This window comes from Photobacterium sp. GSS17, from assembly GCF_028621875.1.
In the GTDB taxonomy this organism is placed as follows: domain Bacteria; phylum Pseudomonadota; class Gammaproteobacteria; order Enterobacterales; family Vibrionaceae; genus Photobacterium; species Photobacterium ganghwense.
On sequence record NZ_CP117517.1, the window covers coordinates 146547 to 171301 of the forward strand.

Here is a 24755-nt window from a genome sequence, read left to right on the forward strand (position 1 = left end):
CTTTCGCTCTCACCAATGGTGATGTGAGCGGAGTCAACATAAGGTTTTTACTTTCTCGCCGGTTGGCAAAAAAGGTGAAAGTTTTATCTTGACTTAAAAACTGGAACGCGTAGTATACGCCTCCTGACTTGCTGAAGCGCTTCGCGCTAACGCATTGAAAGTCAACGTTCTTTAACAATTTGACCATGCAATCTGTGTGGGCACTCGTGAACTGATAGTCAAAAAGATTTATCGATGAACTGAGTGACCAATTCAAAATGACTTCGGTTATTTTGGCACAGTCAATTTAATTCAGTATTCATCGAGCCAAAACTTTAATTGAAGAGTTTGATCATGGCTCAGATTGAACGCTGGCGGCAGGCCTAACACATGCAAGTCGAGCGGCAGCGACAACATTGACCCTTCGGGGGATTTGTTGGGCGGCGAGCGGCGGACGGGTGAGTAATGCCTGGGAACATGCCTTAGTGTGGGGGATAACCATTGGAAACGATGGCTAATACCGCATAATCTCTACGGAGCAAAGAGGGGGACCTTCGGGCCTCTCGCGCTAAGATTGGCCCAGGTGGGATTAGCTAGTAGGTGGGGTAACGGCTCACCTAGGCGACGATCCCTAGCTGGTCTGAGAGGATGATCAGCCACACTGGAACTGAGACACGGTCCAGACTCCTACGGGAGGCAGCAGTGGGGAATATTGCACAATGGGGGAAACCCTGATGCAGCCATGCCGCGTGTGTGAAGAAGGCCTTCGGGTTGTAAAGCACTTTCAGCAGTGAGGAAGGCGGTATCGTTAATAGCGGTATTGTTTGACGTTAGCTGCAGAAGAAGCACCGGCTAACTCCGTGCCAGCAGCCGCGGTAATACGGAGGGTGCGAGCGTTAATCGGAATTACTGGGCGTAAAGCGCATGCAGGCGGCTTGTTAAGCCAGATGTGAAAGCCCGGGGCTCAACCTCGGAATCGCATTTGGAACTGGCAGGCTAGAGTCTTGTAGAGGGGGGTAGAATTTCAGGTGTAGCGGTGAAATGCGTAGAGATCTGAAGGAATACCGGTGGCGAAGGCGGCCCCCTGGACAAAGACTGACGCTCAGATGCGAAAGCGTGGGGAGCAAACAGGATTAGATACCCTGGTAGTCCACGCCGTAAACGATGTCTACTTGGAGGTTGGTGTCTTGAACACTGGCTTTCGGAGCTAACGCGTTAAGTAGACCGCCTGGGGAGTACGGTCGCAAGATTAAAACTCAAATGAATTGACGGGGGCCCGCACAAGCGGTGGAGCATGTGGTTTAATTCGATGCAACGCGAAGAACCTTACCTACTCTTGACATCCAGAGAACTTAGCAGAGATGCTTTGGTGCCTTCGGGAACTCTGAGACAGGTGCTGCATGGCTGTCGTCAGCTCGTGTTGTGAAATGTTGGGTTAAGTCCCGCAACGAGCGCAACCCTTATCCTTGTTTGCCAGCACTTCGGGTGGGAACTCCAGGGAGACTGCCGGTGATAAACCGGAGGAAGGTGGGGACGACGTCAAGTCATCATGGCCCTTACGAGTAGGGCTACACACGTGCTACAATGGCATATACAGAGGGCAGCAAGACCGCGAGGTGGAGCGAATCCCACAAAGTATGTCGTAGTCCGGATTGGAGTCTGCAACTCGACTCCATGAAGTCGGAATCGCTAGTAATCGTGGATCAGAATGCCACGGTGAATACGTTCCCGGGCCTTGTACACACCGCCCGTCACACCATGGGAGTGGGCTGCACCAGAAGTAGATAGCTTAACCTTCGGGAGGGCGTTTACCACGGTGTGGTTCATGACTGGGGTGAAGTCGTAACAAGGTAGCCCTAGGGGAACCTGGGGCTGGATCACCTCCTTACCTAAAGACTGCGCTTTGCGTAGTGTCCACACAGATTGCTTGGTTAAAATGTGAAGAGCGAAACGATGCTGGGTCTGTAGCTCAGGTGGTTAGAGCGCACCCCTGATAAGGGTGAGGTCGGTGGTTCAAGTCCACTCAGACCCACCACTTCCTGCCCAAAGGAAGCTGGTGAGGCATCGGAAACGTTGGGGCTATAGCTCAGCTGGGAGAGCGCCTGCCTTGCACGCAGGAGGTCAGCAGTTCGATCCTGCTTAGCTCCACCACTCTTTAAGGGTTTTCCCTGAGAATCTTTAAACAGTGGTGTTATCTCGTTGGAGATAACGACACATGCTCTTTAACAATCTGGAAAGCTGACTAGTAATTCGATTCATACGAATCGAAATTATTGTTTCTCGAAAGAGAAACGAGTTCTCAAGCAATACACATTCAAGTGTCTTGTGTAAGAAGAGTCCGGCAAAACAAACTAACCATCTTAACTCAGATGGAAAAACCTTGGTTGTTTGAACATACGAAACCTCTTGGGGTTGTATGGTTAAGTGACTAAGCGTACACGGTGGATGCCTGGGCAGTCAGAGGCGATGAAGGACGTACTAACTTGCGATAAGCGTAGATGAGGCAGTAAGAGCCACTTGAGTCTACGATTTCCGAATGGGGAAACCCAGCTGCATAAGCAGTTATCATCAAGTGAATACATAGCTTGATGAGGCGAACCGGGGGAACTGAAACATCTAAGTACCCCGAGGAAGAGAAATCAACCGAGATTCCGGCAGTAGCGGCGAGCGAAACCGGATTAGCCCTTAAGCGCTTTAGGTGTCAGGCGAATGAGCTGGAAAGCTCAGCGATACAGGGTGACAGCCCCGTAGCCGACAACACATTTGGCGTGAAAACGAGTAGGACGGGACACGTGTTATCTTGTCTGAAGATGGGGGGACCATCCTCCAAGGCTAAATACTCCTGACTGACCGATAGTGAACCAGTACCGTGAGGGAAAGGCGAAAAGAACCCCTGTGAGGGGAGTGAAATAGAACCTGAAACCGTGTACGTACAAGCAGTAGGAGCAGGCTTTGTCCTGTGACTGCGTACCTTTTGTATAATGGGTCAGCGACTTAATTTCAGTAGCAAGGTTAACCGTATAGGGGAGCCGTAGGGAAACCGAGTCTTAACTGGGCGTGCAGTTGCTGGGATTAGACCCGAAACCGAGTGATCTAGCCATGGGCAGGTTGAAGGTGCGGTAACACGCACTGGAGGACCGAACCGACTAATGTTGAAAAATTAGCGGATGACTTGTGGCTAGGGGTGAAAGGCCAATCAAACTCGGAGATAGCTGGTTCTCCCCGAAAGCTATTTAGGTAGCGCCTCGGACGAATACTACTGGGGGTAGAGCACTGTTAAGGCTAGGGGGTCATCCCGACTTACCAACCCTTTGCAAACTCCGAATACCAGTAAGTACTATCCGGGAGACACACGGCGGGTGCTAACGTCCGTCGTGGAGAGGGAAACAACCCAGACCGCCAGCTAAGGTCCCAAAGTTATCGCTAAGTGGGAAACGATGTGGGAAGGCTCAGACAGCCAGGATGTTGGCTTAGAAGCAGCCATCATTTAAAGAAAGCGTAATAGCTCACTGGTCGAGTCGGCCTGCGCGGAAGATTTAACGGGGCTAAGCGATACACCGAAGCTGCGGCAATGCGCATTAGCGTATTGGGTAGGGGAGCGTTCTGTAAGCCGCTGAAGGTGTCCTGTAAGGGGCGCTGGAGGTATCAGAAGTGCGAATGCTGACATGAGTAACGATAAAGGGGGTGAAAAACCTCCTCGCCGGAAGACCAAGGGTTCCTGTCCAACGTTAATCGGGGCAGGGTGAGTCGACCCCTAAGGCGAGGCCGAAAGGCGTAGTCGATGGGAAACGGGTTAATATTCCCGTACTTCTTGCTATTGCGATGGGGGGACGGAGAAGGCTAGGTGGGCCTGGCGACGGTTGTCCAGGTTCAAGGGTGTAGGCTGATGGTTTAGGCAAATCCGGACCATCTCAAGGCTGAGACCCGATGTCGAGGCACCACGGTGCTGAAGTCATTGATGCCATGCTTCCGGGAAAAGCCTCTAAGCTTCAGATAGCAAGAAATCGTACCCCAAACCGACACAGGTGGTCGGGTAGAGAATACCAAGGCGCTTGAGAGAACTCGGGTGAAGGAACTAGGCAAAATGGTACCGTAACTTCGGGAGAAGGTACGCTGCCGGCGGTGAAGAGACTTGCTCTTGGAGCTGCTGGCAGTCGCAGATACCAGGTGGCTGCAACTGTTTATTAAAAACACAGCACTGTGCAAAATCGAAAGATGACGTATACGGTGTGACGCCTGCCCGGTGCCGGAAGGTTAATTGATGGGGTTATCCTTAGGGAGAAGCTCTTGATCGAAGCCCCGGTAAACGGCGGCCGTAACTATAACGGTCCTAAGGTAGCGAAATTCCTTGTCGGGTAAGTTCCGACCTGCACGAATGGCGTAATGATGGCCACGCTGTCTCCACCCGAGACTCAGTGAAATTGAAATCGCAGTGAAGATGCTGCGTACCCGCGGCTAGACGGAAAGACCCCGTGAACCTTTACTACAGCTTGGCACTGAACATTGACCCTACATGTGTAGGATAGGTGGGAGGCTTCGAAGCAGGTACGCCAGTATCTGTGGAGCCGTCCTTGAAATACCACCCTTGTAGTGTTGATGTTCTAACGTCGCCCCCTTATCGGGGGTGCGGACAGTGCCTGGTGGGTAGTTTGACTGGGGCGGTCTCCTCCCAAAGCGTAACGGAGGAGCACGAAGGTGGGCTAATCACGGTCGGACATCGTGAGGTTAGTGCAATGGCATAAGCCCGCTTGACTGCGAGAATGACGGTTCGAGCAGGTGCGAAAGCAGGTCATAGTGATCCGGTGGTTCTGAATGGAAGGGCCATCGCTCAACGGATAAAAGGTACTCCGGGGATAACAGGCTGATACCGCCCAAGAGTTCATATCGACGGCGGTGTTTGGCACCTCGATGTCGGCTCATCACATCCTGGGGCTGAAGTCGGTCCCAAGGGTATGGCTGTTCGCCATTTAAAGTGGTACGCGAGCTGGGTTTAGAACGTCGTGAGACAGTTCGGTCCCTATCTGCCGTGGGCGTTGGATGATTGAGAGGGGCTGCTCCTAGTACGAGAGGACCGGAGTGGACGAACCTCTGGTGTTCGGGTTGTGTCGCCAGACGCATTGCCCGGTAGCTAAGTTCGGAATCGATAACCGCTGAAAGCATCTAAGCGGGAAGCGAGCCTCAAGATGAGTCATCCCCAGAGCTTTAAGCTCTCTGAAGGGTTGTTCGAGACTAGAACGTTGATAGGCAGGGTGTGTAAGCGCTGTGAGGCGTTGAGCTAACCTGTACTAATTGCCCGTGCGGCTTAACCATACAACACCCAAGGGGTTTTACGGACTCCACGAGCACTTGAATGATGTGCTTGAACTTTAGTCAGTTTTTTCCAAGATTGTGATTTGCGGCCTGCGGGCGGTGAATCAAAGAATTTGCCTGGCGACCATAGCGCTGTGGACCCACCTGATCCCATGCCGAACTCAGACGTGAAACGCAGCAGCGCCGATGGTAGTGTGGGGTCTCCCCATGTGAGAGTAGGACATCGCCAGGCACCGATTCCAGAAAGCCCGTTGGGTCACAACGGGCTTTTCTTTCGCTCTCACCAATGGTGATGTGAGCGGAGTCAACATAAGGTTTTTACTTTCTCGCCGGTTGGCAAAAAAGGTGAAAGTTTTATCTTGACTTAAAAACTGGAACGCGTAGTATACGCCTCCTGACTTGCTGAAGCGCTTCGCGCTAACGCATTGAAAGTCAACGTTCTTTAACAATTTGACCATGCAATCTGTGTGGGCACTCGTGAACTGATAGTCAAAAAGATTTATCGATGAACTGAGTGACCAATTCAAAATGACTTCGGTTATTTTGGCACAGTCAATTTAATTCAGTATTCATCGAGCCAAAACTTTAATTGAAGAGTTTGATCATGGCTCAGATTGAACGCTGGCGGCAGGCCTAACACATGCAAGTCGAGCGGCAGCGACAACATTGACCCTTCGGGGGATTTGTTGGGCGGCGAGCGGCGGACGGGTGAGTAATGCCTGGGAACATGCCTTAGTGTGGGGGATAACCATTGGAAACGATGGCTAATACCGCATAATCTCTACGGAGCAAAGAGGGGGACCTTCGGGCCTCTCGCGCTAAGATTGGCCCAGGTGGGATTAGCTAGTAGGTGGGGTAACGGCTCACCTAGGCGACGATCCCTAGCTGGTCTGAGAGGATGATCAGCCACACTGGAACTGAGACACGGTCCAGACTCCTACGGGAGGCAGCAGTGGGGAATATTGCACAATGGGGGAAACCCTGATGCAGCCATGCCGCGTGTGTGAAGAAGGCCTTCGGGTTGTAAAGCACTTTCAGCAGTGAGGAAGGCGGTATCGTTAATAGCGGTATTGTTTGACGTTAGCTGCAGAAGAAGCACCGGCTAACTCCGTGCCAGCAGCCGCGGTAATACGGAGGGTGCGAGCGTTAATCGGAATTACTGGGCGTAAAGCGCATGCAGGCGGCTTGTTAAGCCAGATGTGAAAGCCCGGGGCTCAACCTCGGAATCGCATTTGGAACTGGCAGGCTAGAGTCTTGTAGAGGGGGGTAGAATTTCAGGTGTAGCGGTGAAATGCGTAGAGATCTGAAGGAATACCGGTGGCGAAGGCGGCCCCCTGGACAAAGACTGACGCTCAGATGCGAAAGCGTGGGGAGCAAACAGGATTAGATACCCTGGTAGTCCACGCCGTAAACGATGTCTACTTGGAGGTTGGTGTCTTGAACACTGGCTTTCGGAGCTAACGCGTTAAGTAGACCGCCTGGGGAGTACGGTCGCAAGATTAAAACTCAAATGAATTGACGGGGGCCCGCACAAGCGGTGGAGCATGTGGTTTAATTCGATGCAACGCGAAGAACCTTACCTACTCTTGACATCCAGAGAACTTAGCAGAGATGCTTTGGTGCCTTCGGGAACTCTGAGACAGGTGCTGCATGGCTGTCGTCAGCTCGTGTTGTGAAATGTTGGGTTAAGTCCCGCAACGAGCGCAACCCTTATCCTTGTTTGCCAGCACTTCGGGTGGGAACTCCAGGGAGACTGCCGGTGATAAACCGGAGGAAGGTGGGGACGACGTCAAGTCATCATGGCCCTTACGAGTAGGGCTACACACGTGCTACAATGGCATATACAGAGGGCAGCAAGACCGCGAGGTGGAGCGAATCCCACAAAGTATGTCGTAGTCCGGATTGGAGTCTGCAACTCGACTCCATGAAGTCGGAATCGCTAGTAATCGTGGATCAGAATGCCACGGTGAATACGTTCCCGGGCCTTGTACACACCGCCCGTCACACCATGGGAGTGGGCTGCACCAGAAGTAGATAGCTTAACCTTCGGGAGGGCGTTTACCACGGTGTGGTTCATGACTGGGGTGAAGTCGTAACAAGGTAGCCCTAGGGGAACCTGGGGCTGGATCACCTCCTTACCTAAAGACTGCGCTTTGCGTAGTGTCCACACAGATTGCTTGGTCGAAATGTAGAGAACATGTGTTCGGGTACCCAAACCCGGAACAAAAGGTCCCATTCGTCTAGAGGCCTAGGACACCGCCCTTTCACGGCGGTAACAGGGGTTCGACTCCCCTATGGGACGCCACGGGTCGTTAGCTCAGTTGGTAGAGCAGTTGACTTTTAATCAATTGGTCGCAGGTTCGAATCCTGCACGACCCACCATCTTCTCCTCGGAAGATGTAAAACATCGGAGGGCGATTAGCTCAGTTGGGAGAGCACCTCCCTTACAAGGAGGGGGTCACTGGTTCGAGCCCGGTATCGCCCACCACTCTTTCTTTTGAAAGACTGAAATATAGAGGGGCTATAGCTCAGCTGGGAGAGCGCCTGCCTTGCACGCAGGAGGTCAGCAGTTCGATCCTGCTTAGCTCCACCACTCTTTAAGGGTTTTCCCTGAGAATCTTTAAACAGTGGTGTTATCTCGTTGGAGATAACGACACATGCTCTTTAACAATCTGGAAAGCTGACTAGTAATTCGATTCATACGAATCGAAATTATTGTTTCTCGAAAGAGAAACGAGTTCTCAAGCAATACACATTCAAGTGTCTTGTGTAAGAAGAGTCCGGCAAAACAAACTAACCATCTTAACTCAGATGGAAAAACCTTGGTTGTTTGAACATACGAAACCTCTTGGGGTTGTATGGTTAAGTGACTAAGCGTACACGGTGGATGCCTGGGCAGTCAGAGGCGATGAAGGACGTACTAACTTGCGATAAGCGTAGATGAGGCAGTAAGAGCCACTTGAGTCTACGATTTCCGAATGGGGAAACCCAGCTGCATAAGCAGTTATCATCAAGTGAATACATAGCTTGATGAGGCGAACCGGGGGAACTGAAACATCTAAGTACCCCGAGGAAGAGAAATCAACCGAGATTCCGGCAGTAGCGGCGAGCGAAACCGGATTAGCCCTTAAGCGCTTTAGGTGTCAGGCGAATGAGCTGGAAAGCTCAGCGATACAGGGTGACAGCCCCGTAGCCGACAACACATTTGGCGTGAAAACGAGTAGGACGGGACACGTGTTATCTTGTCTGAAGATGGGGGGACCATCCTCCAAGGCTAAATACTCCTGACTGACCGATAGTGAACCAGTACCGTGAGGGAAAGGCGAAAAGAACCCCTGTGAGGGGAGTGAAATAGAACCTGAAACCGTGTACGTACAAGCAGTAGGAGCAGGCTTTGTCCTGTGACTGCGTACCTTTTGTATAATGGGTCAGCGACTTAATTTCAGTAGCAAGGTTAACCGTATAGGGGAGCCGTAGGGAAACCGAGTCTTAACTGGGCGTGCAGTTGCTGGGATTAGACCCGAAACCGAGTGATCTAGCCATGGGCAGGTTGAAGGTGCGGTAACACGCACTGGAGGACCGAACCGACTAATGTTGAAAAATTAGCGGATGACTTGTGGCTAGGGGTGAAAGGCCAATCAAACTCGGAGATAGCTGGTTCTCCCCGAAAGCTATTTAGGTAGCGCCTCGGACGAATACTACTGGGGGTAGAGCACTGTTAAGGCTAGGGGGTCATCCCGACTTACCAACCCTTTGCAAACTCCGAATACCAGTAAGTACTATCCGGGAGACACACGGCGGGTGCTAACGTCCGTCGTGGAGAGGGAAACAACCCAGACCGCCAGCTAAGGTCCCAAAGTTATCGCTAAGTGGGAAACGATGTGGGAAGGCTCAGACAGCCAGGATGTTGGCTTAGAAGCAGCCATCATTTAAAGAAAGCGTAATAGCTCACTGGTCGAGTCGGCCTGCGCGGAAGATTTAACGGGGCTAAGCGATACACCGAAGCTGCGGCAATGCGCATTAGCGTATTGGGTAGGGGAGCGTTCTGTAAGCCGCTGAAGGTGTCCTGTAAGGGGCGCTGGAGGTATCAGAAGTGCGAATGCTGACATGAGTAACGATAAAGGGGGTGAAAAACCTCCTCGCCGGAAGACCAAGGGTTCCTGTCCAACGTTAATCGGGGCAGGGTGAGTCGACCCCTAAGGCGAGGCCGAAAGGCGTAGTCGATGGGAAACGGGTTAATATTCCCGTACTTCTTGCTATTGCGATGGGGGGACGGAGAAGGCTAGGTGGGCCTGGCGACGGTTGTCCAGGTTCAAGGGTGTAGGCTGATGGTTTAGGCAAATCCGGACCATCTTAAGGCTGAGACCCGATGTCGAGGCACCACGGTGCTGAAGTCATTGATGCCATGCTTCCGGGAAAAGCCTCTAAGCTTCAGATAGCAAGAAATCGTACCCCAAACCGACACAGGTGGTCGGGTAGAGAATACCAAGGCGCTTGAGAGAACTCGGGTGAAGGAACTAGGCAAAATGGTACCGTAACTTCGGGAGAAGGTACGCTGCCGGCGGTGAAGAGACTTGCTCTTGGAGCTGCTGGCAGTCGCAGATACCAGGTGGCTGCAACTGTTTATTAAAAACACAGCACTGTGCAAAATCGAAAGATGACGTATACGGTGTGACGCCTGCCCGGTGCCGGAAGGTTAATTGATGGGGTTATCCTTAGGGAGAAGCTCTTGATCGAAGCCCCGGTAAACGGCGGCCGTAACTATAACGGTCCTAAGGTAGCGAAATTCCTTGTCGGGTAAGTTCCGACCTGCACGAATGGCGTAATGATGGCCACGCTGTCTCCACCCGAGACTCAGTGAAATTGAAATCGCAGTGAAGATGCTGCGTACCCGCGGCTAGACGGAAAGACCCCGTGAACCTTTACTACAGCTTGGCACTGAACATTGACCCTACATGTGTAGGATAGGTGGGAGGCTTCGAAGCAGGTACGCCAGTATCTGTGGAGCCGTCCTTGAAATACCACCCTTGTAGTGTTGATGTTCTAACGTCGCCCCCTTATCGGGGGTGCGGACAGTGCCTGGTGGGTAGTTTGACTGGGGCGGTCTCCTCCCAAAGCGTAACGGAGGAGCACGAAGGTGGGCTAATCACGGTCGGACATCGTGAGGTTAGTGCAATGGCATAAGCCCGCTTGACTGCGAGAATGACGGTTCGAGCAGGTGCGAAAGCAGGTCATAGTGATCCGGTGGTTCTGAATGGAAGGGCCATCGCTCAACGGATAAAAGGTACTCCGGGGATAACAGGCTGATACCGCCCAAGAGTTCATATCGACGGCGGTGTTTGGCACCTCGATGTCGGCTCATCACATCCTGGGGCTGAAGTCGGTCCCAAGGGTATGGCTGTTCGCCATTTAAAGTGGTACGCGAGCTGGGTTTAGAACGTCGTGAGACAGTTCGGTCCCTATCTGCCGTGGGCGTTGGATGATTGAGAGGGGCTGCTCCTAGTACGAGAGGACCGGAGTGGACGAACCTCTGGTGTTCGGGTTGTGTCGCCAGACGCATTGCCCGGTAGCTAAGTTCGGAATCGATAACCGCTGAAAGCATCTAAGCGGGAAGCGAGCCTCAAGATGAGTCATCCCCAGAGCTTTAAGCTCTCTGAAGGGTTGTTCGAGACTAGAACGTTGATAGGCAGGGTGTGTAAGCGCTGTGAGGCGTTGAGCTAACCTGTACTAATTGCCCGTGCGGCTTAACCATACAACACCCAAGGGGTTTACGGACTCCACGAGCACTTGAATGGTGTGCTTGAACTTTAGTCAGTTTTTTCCAAGATTGTGATTTACGGCCTGCGGGCGGTGAATCAAAGAATTTGCCTGGCGACCATAGCGCTGTGGACCCACCTGATCCCATGCCGAACTCAGACGTGAAACGCAGCAGCGCCGATGGTAGTGTGGGGCCTCCCCATGTGAGAGTAGGACATCGCCAGGCACCTATTCCAGAAAGCCCGTTGGGTCACAACGGGCTTTTCTTTCGCTCTCACCGATGGTGATGTGAGCGGAGTCACGCTAAGGTTTTTTACTGACTGAAAAAGTAGAGAATTTTACCTTGACTTAAACGCTGGGAAGCGTATTATACGCCTCCTGACTTGCTGAAGCGCATTGCGCTAACGCATTGAAAGTCAACGTTCTTTAACAATTTGACCATGCAATCTGTGTGGGCACTCGTGAACTGATAGTCAAAAAGATTTATCGATGAACTGAGTGACCAATTCAAAATGACTTCGGTTATTTTGGCACAGTCAATTTAATTCAGTATTCATCGAGCCAAAACTTTAATTGAAGAGTTTGATCATGGCTCAGATTGAACGCTGGCGGCAGGCCTAACACATGCAAGTCGAGCGGCAGCGACAACATTGACCCTTCGGGCGATTTGTTGGGCGGCGAGCGGCGGACGGGTGAGTAATGCCTGGGAACATGCCTTAGTGTGGGGGATAACCATTGGAAACGATGGCTAATACCGCATAATCTCTACGGAGCAAAGAGGGGGACCTTCGGGCCTCTCGCGCTAAGATTGGCCCAGGTGGGATTAGCTAGTAGGTGGGGTAACGGCTCACCTAGGCGACGATCCCTAGCTGGTCTGAGAGGATGATCAGCCACACTGGAACTGAGACACGGTCCAGACTCCTACGGGAGGCAGCAGTGGGGAATATTGCACAATGGGGGAAACCCTGATGCAGCCATGCCGCGTGTGTGAAGAAGGCCTTCGGGTTGTAAAGCACTTTCAGCAGTGAGGAAGGCGGTATCGTTAATAGCGGTATTGTTTGACGTTAGCTGCAGAAGAAGCACCGGCTAACTCCGTGCCAGCAGCCGCGGTAATACGGAGGGTGCGAGCGTTAATCGGAATTACTGGGCGTAAAGCGCATGCAGGCGGCTTGTTAAGCCAGATGTGAAAGCCCGGGGCTCAACCTCGGAATCGCATTTGGAACTGGCAGGCTAGAGTCTTGTAGAGGGGGGTAGAATTTCAGGTGTAGCGGTGAAATGCGTAGAGATCTGAAGGAATACCGGTGGCGAAGGCGGCCCCCTGGACAAAGACTGACGCTCAGATGCGAAAGCGTGGGGAGCAAACAGGATTAGATACCCTGGTAGTCCACGCCGTAAACGATGTCTACTTGGAGGTTGGTGTCTTGAACACTGGCTTTCGGAGCTAACGCGTTAAGTAGACCGCCTGGGGAGTACGGTCGCAAGATTAAAACTCAAATGAATTGACGGGGGCCCGCACAAGCGGTGGAGCATGTGGTTTAATTCGATGCAACGCGAAGAACCTTACCTACTCTTGACATCCAGAGAACTTAGCAGAGATGCTTTGGTGCCTTCGGGAACTCTGAGACAGGTGCTGCATGGCTGTCGTCAGCTCGTGTTGTGAAATGTTGGGTTAAGTCCCGCAACGAGCGCAACCCTTATCCTTGTTTGCCAGCACTTCGGGTGGGAACTCCAGGGAGACTGCCGGTGATAAACCGGAGGAAGGTGGGGACGACGTCAAGTCATCATGGCCCTTACGAGTAGGGCTACACACGTGCTACAATGGCATATACAGAGGGCAGCAAGACCGCGAGGTGGAGCGAATCCCACAAAGTATGTCGTAGTCCGGATTGGAGTCTGCAACTCGACTCCATGAAGTCGGAATCGCTAGTAATCGTGGATCAGAATGCCACGGTGAATACGTTCCCGGGCCTTGTACACACCGCCCGTCACACCATGGGAGTGGGCTGCACCAGAAGTAGATAGCTTAACCTTCGGGAGGGCGTTTACCACGGTGTGGTTCATGACTGGGGTGAAGTCGTAACAAGGTAGCCCTAGGGGAACCTGGGGCTGGATCACCTCCTTACCTAAAGACTGCGCTTTGCGTAGTGTCCACACAGATTGCTTGGTTAATAAGTTAAAAACAACAGCAGAAAGCCTTAATGAATGGCGCTCGCTATTGATTAAAGCTGTTTGCTTTAATGCTCTTTAACAATCTGGAAAGCTGACTAGTAATTCGATTCATACGAATCGAAATTATTGTTTCTCGAAAGAGAAACGAGTTCTCAAGCAATACACATTCAAGTGTCTTGTGTAAGAAGAGTCCGGCAAAACAAACTAACCATCTTAACTCAGATGGAAAAACCTTGGTTGTTTGAACATACGAAACCTCTTGGGGTTGTATGGTTAAGTGACTAAGCGTACACGGTGGATGCCTGGGCAGTCAGAGGCGATGAAGGACGTACTAACTTGCGATAAGCGTAGATGAGGCAGTAAGAGCCACTTGAGTCTACGATTTCCGAATGGGGAAACCCAGCTGCATAAGCAGTTATCATCAAGTGAATACATAGCTTGATGAGGCGAACCGGGGGAACTGAAACATCTAAGTACCCCGAGGAAGAGAAATCAACCGAGATTCCGGCAGTAGCGGCGAGCGAAACCGGATTAGCCCTTAAGCGCTTTAGGTGTCAGGCGAATGAGCTGGAAAGCTCAGCGATACAGGGTGACAGCCCCGTAGCCGACAACACATTTGGCGTGAAAACGAGTAGGACGGGACACGTGTTATCTTGTCTGAAGATGGGGGGACCATCCTCCAAGGCTAAATACTCCTGACTGACCGATAGTGAACCAGTACCGTGAGGGAAAGGCGAAAAGAACCCCTGTGAGGGGAGTGAAATAGAACCTGAAACCGTGTACGTACAAGCAGTAGGAGCAGGCTTTGTCCTGTGACTGCGTACCTTTTGTATAATGGGTCAGCGACTTAATTTCAGTAGCAAGGTTAACCGTATAGGGGAGCCGTAGGGAAACCGAGTCTTAACTGGGCGTGCAGTTGCTGGGATTAGACCCGAAACCGAGTGATCTAGCCATGGGCAGGTTGAAGGTGCGGTAACACGCACTGGAGGACCGAACCGACTAATGTTGAAAAATTAGCGGATGACTTGTGGCTAGGGGTGAAAGGCCAATCAAACTCGGAGATAGCTGGTTCTCCCCGAAAGCTATTTAGGTAGCGCCTCGGACGAATACTACTGGGGGTAGAGCACTGTTAAGGCTAGGGGGTCATCCCGACTTACCAACCCTTTGCAAACTCCGAATACCAGTAAGTACTATCCGGGAGACACACGGCGGGTGCTAACGTCCGTCGTGGAGAGGGAAACAACCCAGACCGCCAGCTAAGGTCCCAAAGTTATCGCTAAGTGGGAAACGATGTGGGAAGGCTCAGACAGCCAGGATGTTGGCTTAGAAGCAGCCATCATTTAAAGAAAGCGTAATAGCTCACTGGTCGAGTCGGCCTGCGCGGAAGATTTAACGGGGCTAAGCGATACACCGAAGCTGCGGCAATGCGCATTAGCGTATTGGGTAGGGGAGCGTTCTGTAAGCCGCTGAAGGTGTCCTGTAAGGGGCGCTGGAGGTATCAGAAGTGCGAATGCTGACATGAGTAACGATAAAGGGGGTGAAAAACCTCCTCGCCGGAAGACCAAGGGTTCCTGTCCAACGTTAATCGGGGCAGGGTGAGTCGACCCCTAAGGCGAGGCCGAAAGGCGTAGTCGATGGGAAACGGGTTAATATTCCCGTACTTCTTGCTATTGCGATGGGGGGACGGAGAAGGCTAGGTGGGCCTGGCGACGGTTGTCCAGGTTCAAGGGTGTAGGCTGATGGTTTAGGCAAATCCGGACCATCTTAAGGCTGAGACCCGATGTCGAGGCACCACGGTGCTGAAGTCATTGATGCCATGCTTCCGGGAAAAGCCTCTAAGCTTCAGATAGCAAGAAATCGTACCCCAAACCGACACAGGTGGTCGGGTAGAGAATACCAAGGCGCTTGAGAGAACTCGGGTGAAGGAACTAGGCAAAATGGTACCGTAACTTCGGGAGAAGGTACGCTGCCGGCGGTGAAGAGACTTGCTCTTGGAGCTGCTGGCAGTCGCAGATACCAGGTGGCTGCAACTGTTTATTAAAAACACAGCACTGTGCAAAATCGAAAGATGACGTATACGGTGTGACGCCTGCCCGGTGCCGGAAGGTTAATTGATGGGGTTATCCTTAGGGAGAAGCTCTTGATCGAAGCCCCGGTAAACGGCGGCCGTAACTATAACGGTCCTAAGGTAGCGAAATTCCTTGTCGGGTAAGTTCCGACCTGCACGAATGGCGTAATGATGGCCACGCTGTCTCCACCCGAGACTCAGTGAAATTGAAATCGCAGTGAAGATGCTGCGTACCCGCGGCTAGACGGAAAGACCCCGTGAACCTTTACTACAGCTTGGCACTGAACATTGACCCTACATGTGTAGGATAGGTGGGAGGCTTCGAAGCAGGTACGCCAGTATCTGTGGAGCCGTCCTTGAAATACCACCCTTGTAGTGTTGATGTTCTAACGTCGCCCCCTTATCGGGGGTGCGGACAGTGCCTGGTGGGTAGTTTGACTGGGGCGGTCTCCTCCCAAAGCGTAACGGAGGAGCACGAAGGTGGGCTAATCACGGTCGGACATCGTGAGGTTAGTGCAATGGCATAAGCCCGCTTGACTGCGAGAATGACGGTTCGAGCAGGTGCGAAAGCAGGTCATAGTGATCCGGTGGTTCTGAATGGAAGGGCCATCGCTCAACGGATAAAAGGTACTCCGGGGATAACAGGCTGATACCGCCCAAGAGTTCATATCGACGGCGGTGTTTGGCACCTCGATGTCGGCTCATCACATCCTGGGGCTGAAGTCGGTCCCAAGGGTATGGCTGTTCGCCATTTAAAGTGGTACGCGAGCTGGGTTTAGAACGTCGTGAGACAGTTCGGTCCCTATCTGCCGTGGGCGTTGGATGATTGAGAGGGGCTGCTCCTAGTACGAGAGGACCGGAGTGGACGAACCTCTGGTGTTCGGGTTGTGTCGCCAGACGCATTGCCCGGTAGCTAAGTTCGGAATCGATAACCGCTGAAAGCATCTAAGCGGGAAGCGAGCCTCAAGATGAGTCATCCCCAGAGCTTTAAGCTCTCTGAAGGGTTGTTCGAGACTAGAACGTTGATAGGCAGGGTGTGTAAGCGCTGTGAGGCGTTGAGCTAACCTGTACTAATTGCCCGTGCGGCTTAACCATACAACACCCAAGGGGTTTTACGGACTCCACGAACACTTGAATGGTGTGCTGAGACTTTAGTCAGTTTTTTCCAAGATTGTGATTTGCGGCCTGCGGGCAGTGAATCAAAGAATTTGCCTGGCGACCATAGCGCTGTGGACCCACCTGATCCCATGCCGAACTCAGACGTGAAACGCAGCAGCGCCGATGGTAGTGTGGGGTCTCCCCATGTGAGAGTAGGACATCGCCAGGCACCCAATTTAGGTTAACGTTCTGAACAAACGTTAATCCTGAGTGGAGCGGTAGTTCAGTTGGTTAGAATACCGGCCTGTCACGCCGGGGGTCGCGGGTTCGAGTCCCGTCCGCTCCGCCACTTATACGAAGCCCAAGCAGAAATGCTTGGGCTTTTTTACGTTTAAAGATAATGTTCGCCATTCGGTCGAATGAGTCCCGCAAGATCGACAGCCCAGCCTTTCTGCCACTAATACGAAGCCTGAGTCGAAAGATTCGGGCTTTTTTTCGTTCAATATTTATGGTTTGTTCTAGGGTGACTAATTCCATTCCTCACGCCACGAAGGGTGCGACTCCAGTATTTCACTACTGACACGAAGCTTCGTCAGTAATGACAGGTCTTAAACCATGGAGCCTTGGGCTATAGTAGATAAAGATCATGAGATTCAAGTTGTTCATCCATGAGCATTCTTATGTGGATTTAGCACACTGATTCCACACAGGATATTGATTCCAATTGATGATTTAGGACTATATACCCTATAGCTATCATTGAACAACGAGTCTCATCTCTATTGTTTCGGCGATTTATTCAATTTGCATACTTCTGATCTTTTCAAGTTAAGTCTGAATATTACCGATATGTCAGGGTTTTTCGTTTACAGGTATGTAATTTTGGAAGGATGCTTGCGCAGGGTGAAGTTGCTTAAGCCGTTCTTCTCTCTAAATGTCGCTAGGCAGCTTCTTGAGCATGAGTTTGATCAGGAAGGTTTTGAGAGCCTGTATCTTCGGTGGTGGTAGCTTCAGGGTTTAAGGTTGGAATATCGGTGAACGGTGCCGAGGCATTTTTACCCATTTTTCATGAGATTAAAGGCCTCTCTGGGGAGAAGCCTTGGAGAGCAGAGTTTGTAGCGCTGTCAGATCCTGAGCGATGATAATCCCTGCTTGCTTCATCTCGGCACAGGCCTGTTGTGTGGTTTCTGGTGCAATTCCACGGCTGGCTGATAGGTTGACGATGACCTTGAAACAACCACTCTTCTGGAGCTGCAGTGCTGTTGTTTTAACGCAGTAGTCTGTAGCCAGCCCGCCAATGATAACGGTCGAGACCCCTTTGGCGTCCAGCCATTCGATAAGGCCAGTACTGAGCTTCTCCTGCAGATCGTGGAAGCAGGCACCGTATGGGTGAAGATCTGGCTCGATCCCTTTCCAGATTACATGATCATAGTCAGTCACGGCGGGTAGACCCGGGATCGTTTCAAACCCCCGGGTGCCTGGAACTGCGTGGGATACCCAGGTCACGTCAGCATTTTTGTGGGATAGAGGTTGAAGCATCTTTTCGTGGCTATCGACAACCCACACCGCGTTTCTGGGATGGGCATCTTTAGTCAGCACACGATACTGAGCCATTGCAGCCTGTGCATTCAATGCCTGGCCGATGCTATCGCCTTCCGGGACCGGAAGCTCATCCGGACACAACGGAGTAAAGGTTTTCTGGGGATCAACATCGATGGCTGCAATTGTCATAACCGTTACCTACAGAATTTGATTCAAGATATGGTCTGCCTTGACTCGGCGTATCCGCTTAATTAGCTTTCTGACCGGAGCCGGATACGTGTCGACCTTATCAATGAATTTATAGCTGCCGACAAGCTGGGTGTGGGAAAGAATGCAGTCGAGTTCTTTTTGTTTCTGTTCAGCCAATAGTTGGTTTTTATCTCTGACCAGAATGGCATTTTCCAGATCCAGTTTCCAGGCACGTGGATTTAGGTTGTTACCCGTGATGAGCATATAGCTACGATCAACCCAGATGCCTTTCAGGTGGAAGCTGTTGTCATTATGTTTCCATAAATGGATGGCAAGCTGACGACGTGCAATCGCTGACTCATTCTGTTTAGCGAAGTGGCGGAGATTGACTTCATACAGGTAAGGAAGACCAGCAATTGTTTTGAATGGCTCACTAGGTGGAATATAGAAGTCATTCGCTGTTTTGTCACCGACAATGATGGTCACTTTGACGCCGCGTCGTAGGGCACGCTTGACTTCCCGGCTGATAGAGCGCGGAAAGTTGAAATACGGCGTGCAGATCGTGAGTTCCTGCTGAGCACTGGCGATAAGGGTACAGATATGCTGATTGAGCGTGTTCTTGCGTTTACCCAAACCAACCAGAGGCGTCAGGCCGACTTCACCCTCTGCAATAGGCTCTGGTGTGAAGTGATAGGTGGCGCGGGCCAGTTGTTGGCGAAACTCTCGAATGGCACCTTTTAGTGCTTTGGTTTCAGGGCGCTGGCTCTGGCTCAGACAGTTGACCGCATCACTGTCGACCAAGGTATCCAAAATAAAATTGGACATGGTATCGGCCAGATGCGGGTTTTTGATCACATGGTAGCGGTCATAGCGATAACGATTGTGCTGGGCCAGATAGACATCGTTAAGGCTGGCGCCGCTGTATACGACTTTATCGTCGATGACGAAGCCTTTGAGATGGAGAACACCGAAGACTTCCCGGTTACGGACCGGTACCCCAAGGATTTGAATCTGGTGCTCATACTGGCTAGCAAATTCACGGTACAGGGCGGCATTGCCGTCGGATTTCTCTGCACCGATGAGTCCCCGCTGGGCACGGTGCCAGTCGACCAGCACTTTAATATCCAGGTCCGGATTTTTCTGCTTAGCCTCGTAGAGCGCCTTGAGGATACCTCGGCCGGCATCATCGTCCTGAAGATAGAGGGCAACCAGATAAATGCGTTGAGTGGCACCCGCGATTTCGGCATAAAGACGTTCACGGAAGGAACCGGCGTCTAACAGGGTCTCCAGGTTTTCAGGCTTGTGTGCAATGCACGGCAGTTGATCAATGCGTTGCTTGTTAGCAATAGCTGAATCCATTATCGCCTCGTTTACGCGACCTTTATAAGGATGATTGTGTTAATTAAGAGAGCAATTATATCAGAAAAACAACACAGTCAATGTATGGCTATGTCGGAGTACCGGAGAATCGCGAAATTATTGTGTAACTGCTTGTTGATAAATCATCGCAACAAGTGACTTACCACTTAGTCGGTAACGGGTGAGCCGTGACTGCAATGACTCGGGTAATTCAGACTCTGGAACTGGGACGAAGCCCGTTGCCTGATAAAAATCGACCAGGTATGAGAACGCAAAACAGAAGCAGGGCGCCTGTTCCAGCTGGGATTGGGCAGCGACTAAGAGCTGCTGGCCCTGTTTTTGCCCGCGCGCATCGGGGATGACCAGCATACCGGTCATGAGTTGAAAGCCATCAAATTGCTTGAACCTAACACAGCAGAGGATGGCACTGTTATCCTCGCCAATCCAAATCACTTCATCTTTTTTTGCCTTACCTGCCGGATAATGCTGTTTATAAAGACGGTTAATCAAGGGAAAGCGCAGTGGCTCTATCGGGTGAAATCTAAGCTTGTTCATGGGGAAAAAACTGCTAACTATAGCTGAATCAGTTAAAATGCAGCCCAAGTATATAAAGGTATGGTTCAAAAAGCGCATGAAAGTTTTGCAGGATCGGTCTCTGGCCCCGTTTCATACATTTGGTATTGATGTCAGTGCACAGCGTATTGTGGCGGTTGAGTCGGCCGAAGAGTTAGTCAGTGTCTGGCACGATACTGCCTTCAGTGCGTTACCGAAACTGATTCTTGGCCAGGGCAGTAACATGCTGTTCTGTGAGGACTATGCCGGGGTGGTGGTGCTCAATCGTATCAAAGGCATTACGATCAATGAAACGGACGATGCTTTTGAATTACATGTCGGGGCTGGGGAAGACTGGCATCAGCTGGTTGAAATGACCGTAGCAAACGGTATGCCCGGCCTGGAGAATCTGGCGCTGATTCCGGGCTGTGTGGGGTCATCTCCTATCCAGAACATCGGGGCGTACGGCGTCGAGTTAAAGGATGTCTGTCAGTACGTCGATACACTGGAGCTGGCTACGGGACAGATACAGCGATTATCTGCGGACGAGTGCCGCTTCGGATACCGGGATTCCGTCTTTAAACACGAGCTGAAAGCCACGCATGCCATTACGGCGGTGGGGCTGCGCCTTAAAAAAGCGTGGCAGCCCAATATCAGCTATGGCCCGCTGGCGTCTTTTGATGCCGCGACAGTGAGCGCCGAAGCCATTTTAGCGTCGGTCTGCGAGATTCGACAGTCGAAGCTGCCGGATCCCCGCGTGTTGGGTAATGCCGGTAGCTTCTTCAAAAATCCGGTCATTGATACCCAGCAGGTAAACCAGCTGCTGGCTGAACATCCGACCATGCCGTATTACCCGCAGGATGATGAGCACTGTAAGTTGGCAGCGGGATGGCTGATTGATCAGTGCGCGCTCAAAGGCCATCGCATTGGCGGGGCGCAGGTTCATGAGCAGCAGGCGTTGGTTTTAGTAAATGCTGAGCAGGCGACAGCCCGCGATGTGCTCGCTCTGGCCCAGTTTGTCGTCGAGCAAGTGGAAGCAAAATTTGGCGTTCGCCTGGAGCATGAGGTGCGCTTTATGGGTGCGACATCGGAAACGACACTGACGGAGATCATGGGATGAAAGAGCATTCGACCCGATTAGCTCTGGTGGCAATGCTGGCAGATGGCGAGTTCCATTCCGGTGAAGCTCTGGGAGAGCAATTGGGTATCTCACGGGCTGCGATCAGTAAGCATATTAAGGTGCTTCAAGCATGGGGGCTGGACATTTTTCGCTTGCAAGGGAAAGGCTATCGTCTGCCAGCAAAACTGGATCTCCTTGATTGCGATAAGATTGTCGGTCAGGTAAAGTGCCCAAGCTTGGAGGTTATCCCGGTAATCGATTCGACGAATCAATACCTGATGGAACGGGTTGGGCAACTGCCAAAAGGGGCGGTTTGTCTGGCGGAATATCAGGAAGCCGGACGAGGACGTCGTGGTCGTCAGTGGCTCTCGCCGTTTGGTAGTAATTTGTACCTCTCCATGTATTGGCGTTTAGATGCCGGCATGGCCGCCGCCATGGGGTTAAGCCTGGTGGTCGGGGTGGCCATTGCGGAAGCTCTGCAATCACTAGGGGCCGATGAAGTTCGGGTGAAATGGCCGAACGATCTGTATTTCAGGGATAAAAAGCTAGCAGGAATTCTGGTTGAGATGACTGGTCAGGCGGGCGATGCTGCGCACTTGATCATCGGCATGGGACTCAATATCGCTATGCCGGAACAAGAAGGCAAAGAAATAGACCAGGCATGGGCCAATTTAACTCAGGCCAGCGCCACATTGCCGGATCGTAATACCCTTGCTGCTACCTTGATCGCGCAATTACATCAGACTCTGGCTGATTATGAAGTCTGCGGACTGGAAGGCTTCACCGAGCGTTGGAATCGCTTGGACAACTTTTTGGACCGCCCCGTGAAACTGTTGATTGGTAACCGCGTAGTGGAAGGGATAGCCCGCGGGATCAACGGTCAGGGGGCGTTATTGTTAGAGGCCGATGGTGAGGTCACCCCTTACATCGGTGGAGAAATCAGCCTCAGAGGTTGTTAATGCAAATTTTGATTGAAGCGGGTAACACTTATGTCAAGGTGGCCCAATTATTTGACGATGGCAATTTTGAATTGCTGGGACGGTATCCGAGCCGCAAGCTGGAAATGGTACTGGAGCCCCTACTCGAGAATGGAATCGGCAGAATCGTCTTTGCAAGTGTCGGGCCGGTGGAGGTCGACAACTCTATTCAGCGCATTTCCCAATTGGCCAATATTCCGGTCATGCAAGTCAAGACCCTGCGGAAAGACTTTGGCGTGAAAAACGCCTATGCCGAATACCAGTATCTTGGGGTCGACCGCTGGCTGACGCTGGTGGCTATTCATCAGAGCTTTAAAAAGCCGACTGTGATTGTCGACATTGGCACGGCATTAACCTTTGATGTCATGACAGAGGACGGTAAGCACCTTGGCGGTTGGATCGCACCCGGTTATCAGCTAATGATGAAGGCGGTGTTGGAAAACACGACCAAAGTTTTTTCAGACCGTGAACATGGTGACGAGTTGATGTTTGCCGACAATACGGCGGATGGCCTGAAGAATGGCTGCCGTGCCGCCTTGTTGGGACTGATTGAATACGGCCTTGGCCAGGCGCGGGATAAGCTGAAAACCGAGCCGGAAGTGATTTTGTGTGGTGGCGGGGTTCGTCATCTACCAAAGAGCTGGGGACGGGGATATCAACATCGTTCCGATCTGGTGCTGGAAGGCCTTGCTTTGTATGCAAAATGCCGCTAGTGGTTAATTCTTGTTCGGTTGGGGTGGGGCGGCAAAAAAAAACGAAAAAAGGTATTGCAACCCCTCGCTGAGTTCACTAGAATGCGCAGCACTTACGCCGACTTAGCTCAGTAGGTAGAGCAACTGACTTGTAATCAGTAGGTCACCAGTTCGATTCCGGTAGTCGGCACCACTTTCTCCTAAATGAGTGAAAGTGCTTAAAAATTTCTGGAGGGGTTCCCGAGTGGCCAAAGGGAGCAGACTGTAAATCTGCCGGCTCCGCCTTCGATGGTTCGAATCCGTCCCCCTCCACCATTTTCAATTGATTGAATAGCTTAACGAGTTACGAGTTTAGCGGGCATCGTATAATGGCTATTACCTCAGCCTTCCAAGCTGATGATGCGGGTTCGATTCCCGCTGCCCGCTCCACACTATTAAGTGTGCTGATATAGCTCAGTTGGTAGAGCGCACCCTTGGTAAGGGTGAGGTCGGCGGTTCAAATCCGCCTATCAGCACCACTCTCTCCTTAAGTTACTTCGATTCTTTTGATATATACTCTACAAAACCCATGATTGGTTGTGTGGTCGTAATGCCACCAAATACCGTGCCTAGAGGGACAATCCATGTCTAAAGAAAAATTTGAACGTACTAAACCGCACGTTAACGTTGGTACTATCGGCCACGTTGACCACGGTAAAACTACTCTGACTGCAGCTATCTGTACTGTACTGGCTAAAGTATACGGCGGCGCAGCGCGTGACTTCGCATCTATCGATAACGCGCCTGAAGAGCGTGAGCGTGGTATCACAATCTCTACTTCTCACGTAGAGTACGATACTCCTTCTCGCCACTACGCACACGTAGACTGCCCAGGACACGCCGACTACGTTAAGAACATGATCACCGGTGCTGCTCAGATGGACGGTGGTATCCTGGTTGTTGCTGCTACTGATGGCCCAATGCCACAGACTCGTGAGCACATCCTGCTAGGTCGTCAGGTTGGTATCCCTTACATCATCGTGTTCATGAACAAGTGTGACATGGTTGATGACGAAGAGCTGCTTGAGCTGGTTGAGATGGAAGTGCGTGAACTTCTGTCTGAGTACGACTTCCCAGGCGACGACTGCCCAGTAATCATGGGTTCTGCTCTGGGCGCGCTGAATGGCGAAGCTCAGTGGGAAGAGAAAATCGTTGAGCTGGCTGAAGCACTGGATTCTTACATCCCAGAGCCAGAGCGTGCAATCGACAAGCCGTTCATCCTGCCAATCGAAGACGTATTCTCAATCCAAGGCCGTGGTACTGTTGTAACTGGTCGTGTTGAGCAAGGTATCGTTCGCGTAGGTGACGAAGTAGCAATCGTTGGTATCAAAGAGACTATCACGACTACTTGTACTGGCGTTGAGATGTTCCGTAAGCTTCTGGACGAAGGCCGTGCTGGTGAGAACGTTGGTGTTCTTCTGCGTGGTACTAAGCGTGACGAAGTTGAGCGTGGTCAGGTTCTGGCTAAACCAGGTTCAATCACTCCACACACTACTTTCACTTCAGAAATCTACGTTCTGTCGAAAGACGAAGGTGGCCGTCACACGCCGTTCTTCAAAGGCTACCGTCCACAGTTCTACTTCCGTACTACTGACGTGACTGGTACTATCGAACTGCCAGAAGGCGTTGAGATGGTAATGCCAGGCGACAACGTATCTATGACTGTAACTCTGATCGCGCCAATCGCGATGGACGAAGGTCTACGCTTCGCAATCCGTGAAGGCGGCCGTACCGTTGGTGCTGGTGTTGTAGCTAAGATCGTTGAATAATATTTGACGATACGGCACGAAAAAGGGCATCATTTGATGCCCTTTTTCTGCACCATTGCAATTCTCTGTTTGTTTTTTGCTCAGTGGTGCAGAAAAAGATTTATCGACATGAAGTTTTTACCCATGTAATTAAAG

At 51.6% G+C, this 24755-nt stretch carries 7 protein-coding genes, 11 tRNA genes and 9 rRNA genes; 24 read left to right on the forward strand and 3 right to left on the reverse strand.

The window, feature by feature from the left end; all coding sequences use genetic code 11:
• Positions 1-315: 315 nt before the first annotated feature.
• The 16 genes from PGW97_RS00695 (at position 316) to PGW97_RS00770 (ending at position 16730) form a co-directional block, all read left to right on the forward strand.
• A 16S ribosomal RNA gene (locus tag PGW97_RS00695) occupies positions 316-1867 on the forward strand.
• 70 nt (positions 1868-1937) lie between these two features.
• A tRNA-Ile gene (locus tag PGW97_RS00700) sits at positions 1938-2014 on the forward strand.
• Positions 2015-2054: 40 nt separating this feature from the next.
• A tRNA-Ala gene (locus PGW97_RS00705) sits at positions 2055-2130 on the forward strand.
• 267 nt (positions 2131-2397) lie between these two features.
• Positions 2398-5289: ribosomal RNA gene (locus tag PGW97_RS00710) — 23S ribosomal RNA — on the forward strand.
• Positions 5290-5405: 116 nt separating this feature from the next.
• Positions 5406-5521: ribosomal RNA gene (gene rrf / locus PGW97_RS00715) — 5S ribosomal RNA — on the forward strand.
• Between the two features lie 354 nt (positions 5522-5875).
• Positions 5876-7427 (forward strand): 16S ribosomal RNA (locus PGW97_RS00720).
• 91 nt (positions 7428-7518) lie between these two features.
• Positions 7519-7594: transfer RNA gene (locus tag PGW97_RS00725), tRNA-Glu, on the forward strand.
• A 1-nt stretch (position 7595) separates the two neighbouring features.
• Positions 7596-7671, forward strand: a tRNA-Lys gene (locus PGW97_RS00730).
• Positions 7672-7701: 30 nt separating this feature from the next.
• Positions 7702-7777, forward strand: a tRNA-Val gene (locus PGW97_RS00735).
• A 29-nt stretch (positions 7778-7806) separates the two neighbouring features.
• Positions 7807-7882: transfer RNA gene (locus tag PGW97_RS00740), tRNA-Ala, on the forward strand.
• A gap of 267 nt (positions 7883-8149) precedes the next feature.
• Positions 8150-11041 (forward strand): 23S ribosomal RNA (locus PGW97_RS00745).
• Between the two features lie 115 nt (positions 11042-11156).
• A 5S ribosomal RNA gene (gene rrf, locus PGW97_RS00750) occupies positions 11157-11272 on the forward strand.
• 344 nt (positions 11273-11616) lie between these two features.
• Positions 11617-13168, forward strand: a 16S ribosomal RNA gene (locus PGW97_RS00755).
• A 318-nt stretch (positions 13169-13486) separates the two neighbouring features.
• Positions 13487-16378 (forward strand): 23S ribosomal RNA (locus tag PGW97_RS00760).
• A 116-nt stretch (positions 16379-16494) separates the two neighbouring features.
• Positions 16495-16610: ribosomal RNA gene (gene rrf / locus PGW97_RS00765) — 5S ribosomal RNA — on the forward strand.
• Together the 16S, 23S and 5S rRNA genes with 7 tRNA genes alongside form the textbook arrangement of a ribosomal RNA operon.
• Positions 16611-16653: 43 nt before the next feature.
• A tRNA-Asp gene (locus PGW97_RS00770) sits at positions 16654-16730 on the forward strand.
• 725 nt (positions 16731-17455) lie between these two features.
• Here PGW97_RS00770 and PGW97_RS00775 read toward each other — a convergent pair.
• From PGW97_RS00775 to PGW97_RS00785, 3 genes are all read right to left on the reverse strand, one after another.
• Entirely contained in the window at positions 17456-18112 is a 657-nt protein-coding gene (locus PGW97_RS00775) for a nicotinamidase (RefSeq protein WP_273858138.1), read from the reverse strand.
• A 9-nt stretch (positions 18113-18121) separates the two neighbouring features.
• Positions 18122-19471, reverse strand: a complete 1350-nt coding sequence (gene pssA / locus PGW97_RS00780; RefSeq protein WP_273858140.1) for a CDP-diacylglycerol--serine O-phosphatidyltransferase — start codon at positions 19469-19471, stop codon at positions 18122-18124.
• A gap of 117 nt (positions 19472-19588) precedes the next feature.
• The gene (locus PGW97_RS00785) at positions 19589-20026 is read right to left on the reverse strand and encodes a GNAT family N-acetyltransferase (RefSeq protein WP_273858141.1); all 438 of its coding nucleotides are present in this window, start codon (positions 20024-20026) and stop codon (positions 19589-19591) included.
• Positions 20027-20102: 76 nt separating this feature from the next.
• On the opposite strand from PGW97_RS00785, the gene murB reads away from it, so the two are divergent.
• The 8 genes from murB (at position 20103) to tuf (ending at position 24620) form a co-directional block, all read left to right on the forward strand.
• Positions 20103-21143 carry a UDP-N-acetylmuramate dehydrogenase gene (gene murB, locus PGW97_RS00790; RefSeq protein WP_273858142.1) on the forward strand — a complete coding sequence of 347 codons (1041 nt, stop codon included), beginning with the start codon at positions 20103-20105 and terminating at the stop codon, positions 21141-21143.
• A complete protein-coding gene (birA, locus tag PGW97_RS00795) occupies positions 21140-22102 on the forward strand; it encodes a bifunctional biotin--[acetyl-CoA-carboxylase] ligase/biotin operon repressor BirA (protein ID WP_217394181.1) in 963 nt (320 codons plus the stop codon). The genes murB and birA overlap by 4 nt, the downstream gene beginning before the upstream one ends.
• Positions 22102-22833: a type III pantothenate kinase gene (locus tag PGW97_RS00800; protein ID WP_273858145.1), complete on the forward strand. Its 732-nt coding sequence runs from the start codon at positions 22102-22104 to the stop codon at positions 22831-22833. Before birA ends, PGW97_RS00800 begins: the two co-directional genes overlap by 1 nt.
• A gap of 96 nt (positions 22834-22929) precedes the next feature.
• Positions 22930-23005: transfer RNA gene (locus PGW97_RS00805), tRNA-Thr, on the forward strand.
• A gap of 37 nt (positions 23006-23042) precedes the next feature.
• Positions 23043-23127: transfer RNA gene (locus tag PGW97_RS00810), tRNA-Tyr, on the forward strand.
• Between the two features lie 39 nt (positions 23128-23166).
• A tRNA-Gly gene (locus PGW97_RS00815) sits at positions 23167-23241 on the forward strand.
• Positions 23242-23254: 13 nt separating this feature from the next.
• Positions 23255-23330: transfer RNA gene (locus tag PGW97_RS00820), tRNA-Thr, on the forward strand.
• A gap of 105 nt (positions 23331-23435) precedes the next feature.
• Positions 23436-24620, forward strand: coding sequence for an elongation factor Tu (gene tuf, locus PGW97_RS00825; RefSeq protein ID WP_107193928.1), 1185 nt, complete (start codon positions 23436-23438; stop codon positions 24618-24620).
• Positions 24621-24755: the final 135 nt, after the last annotated feature.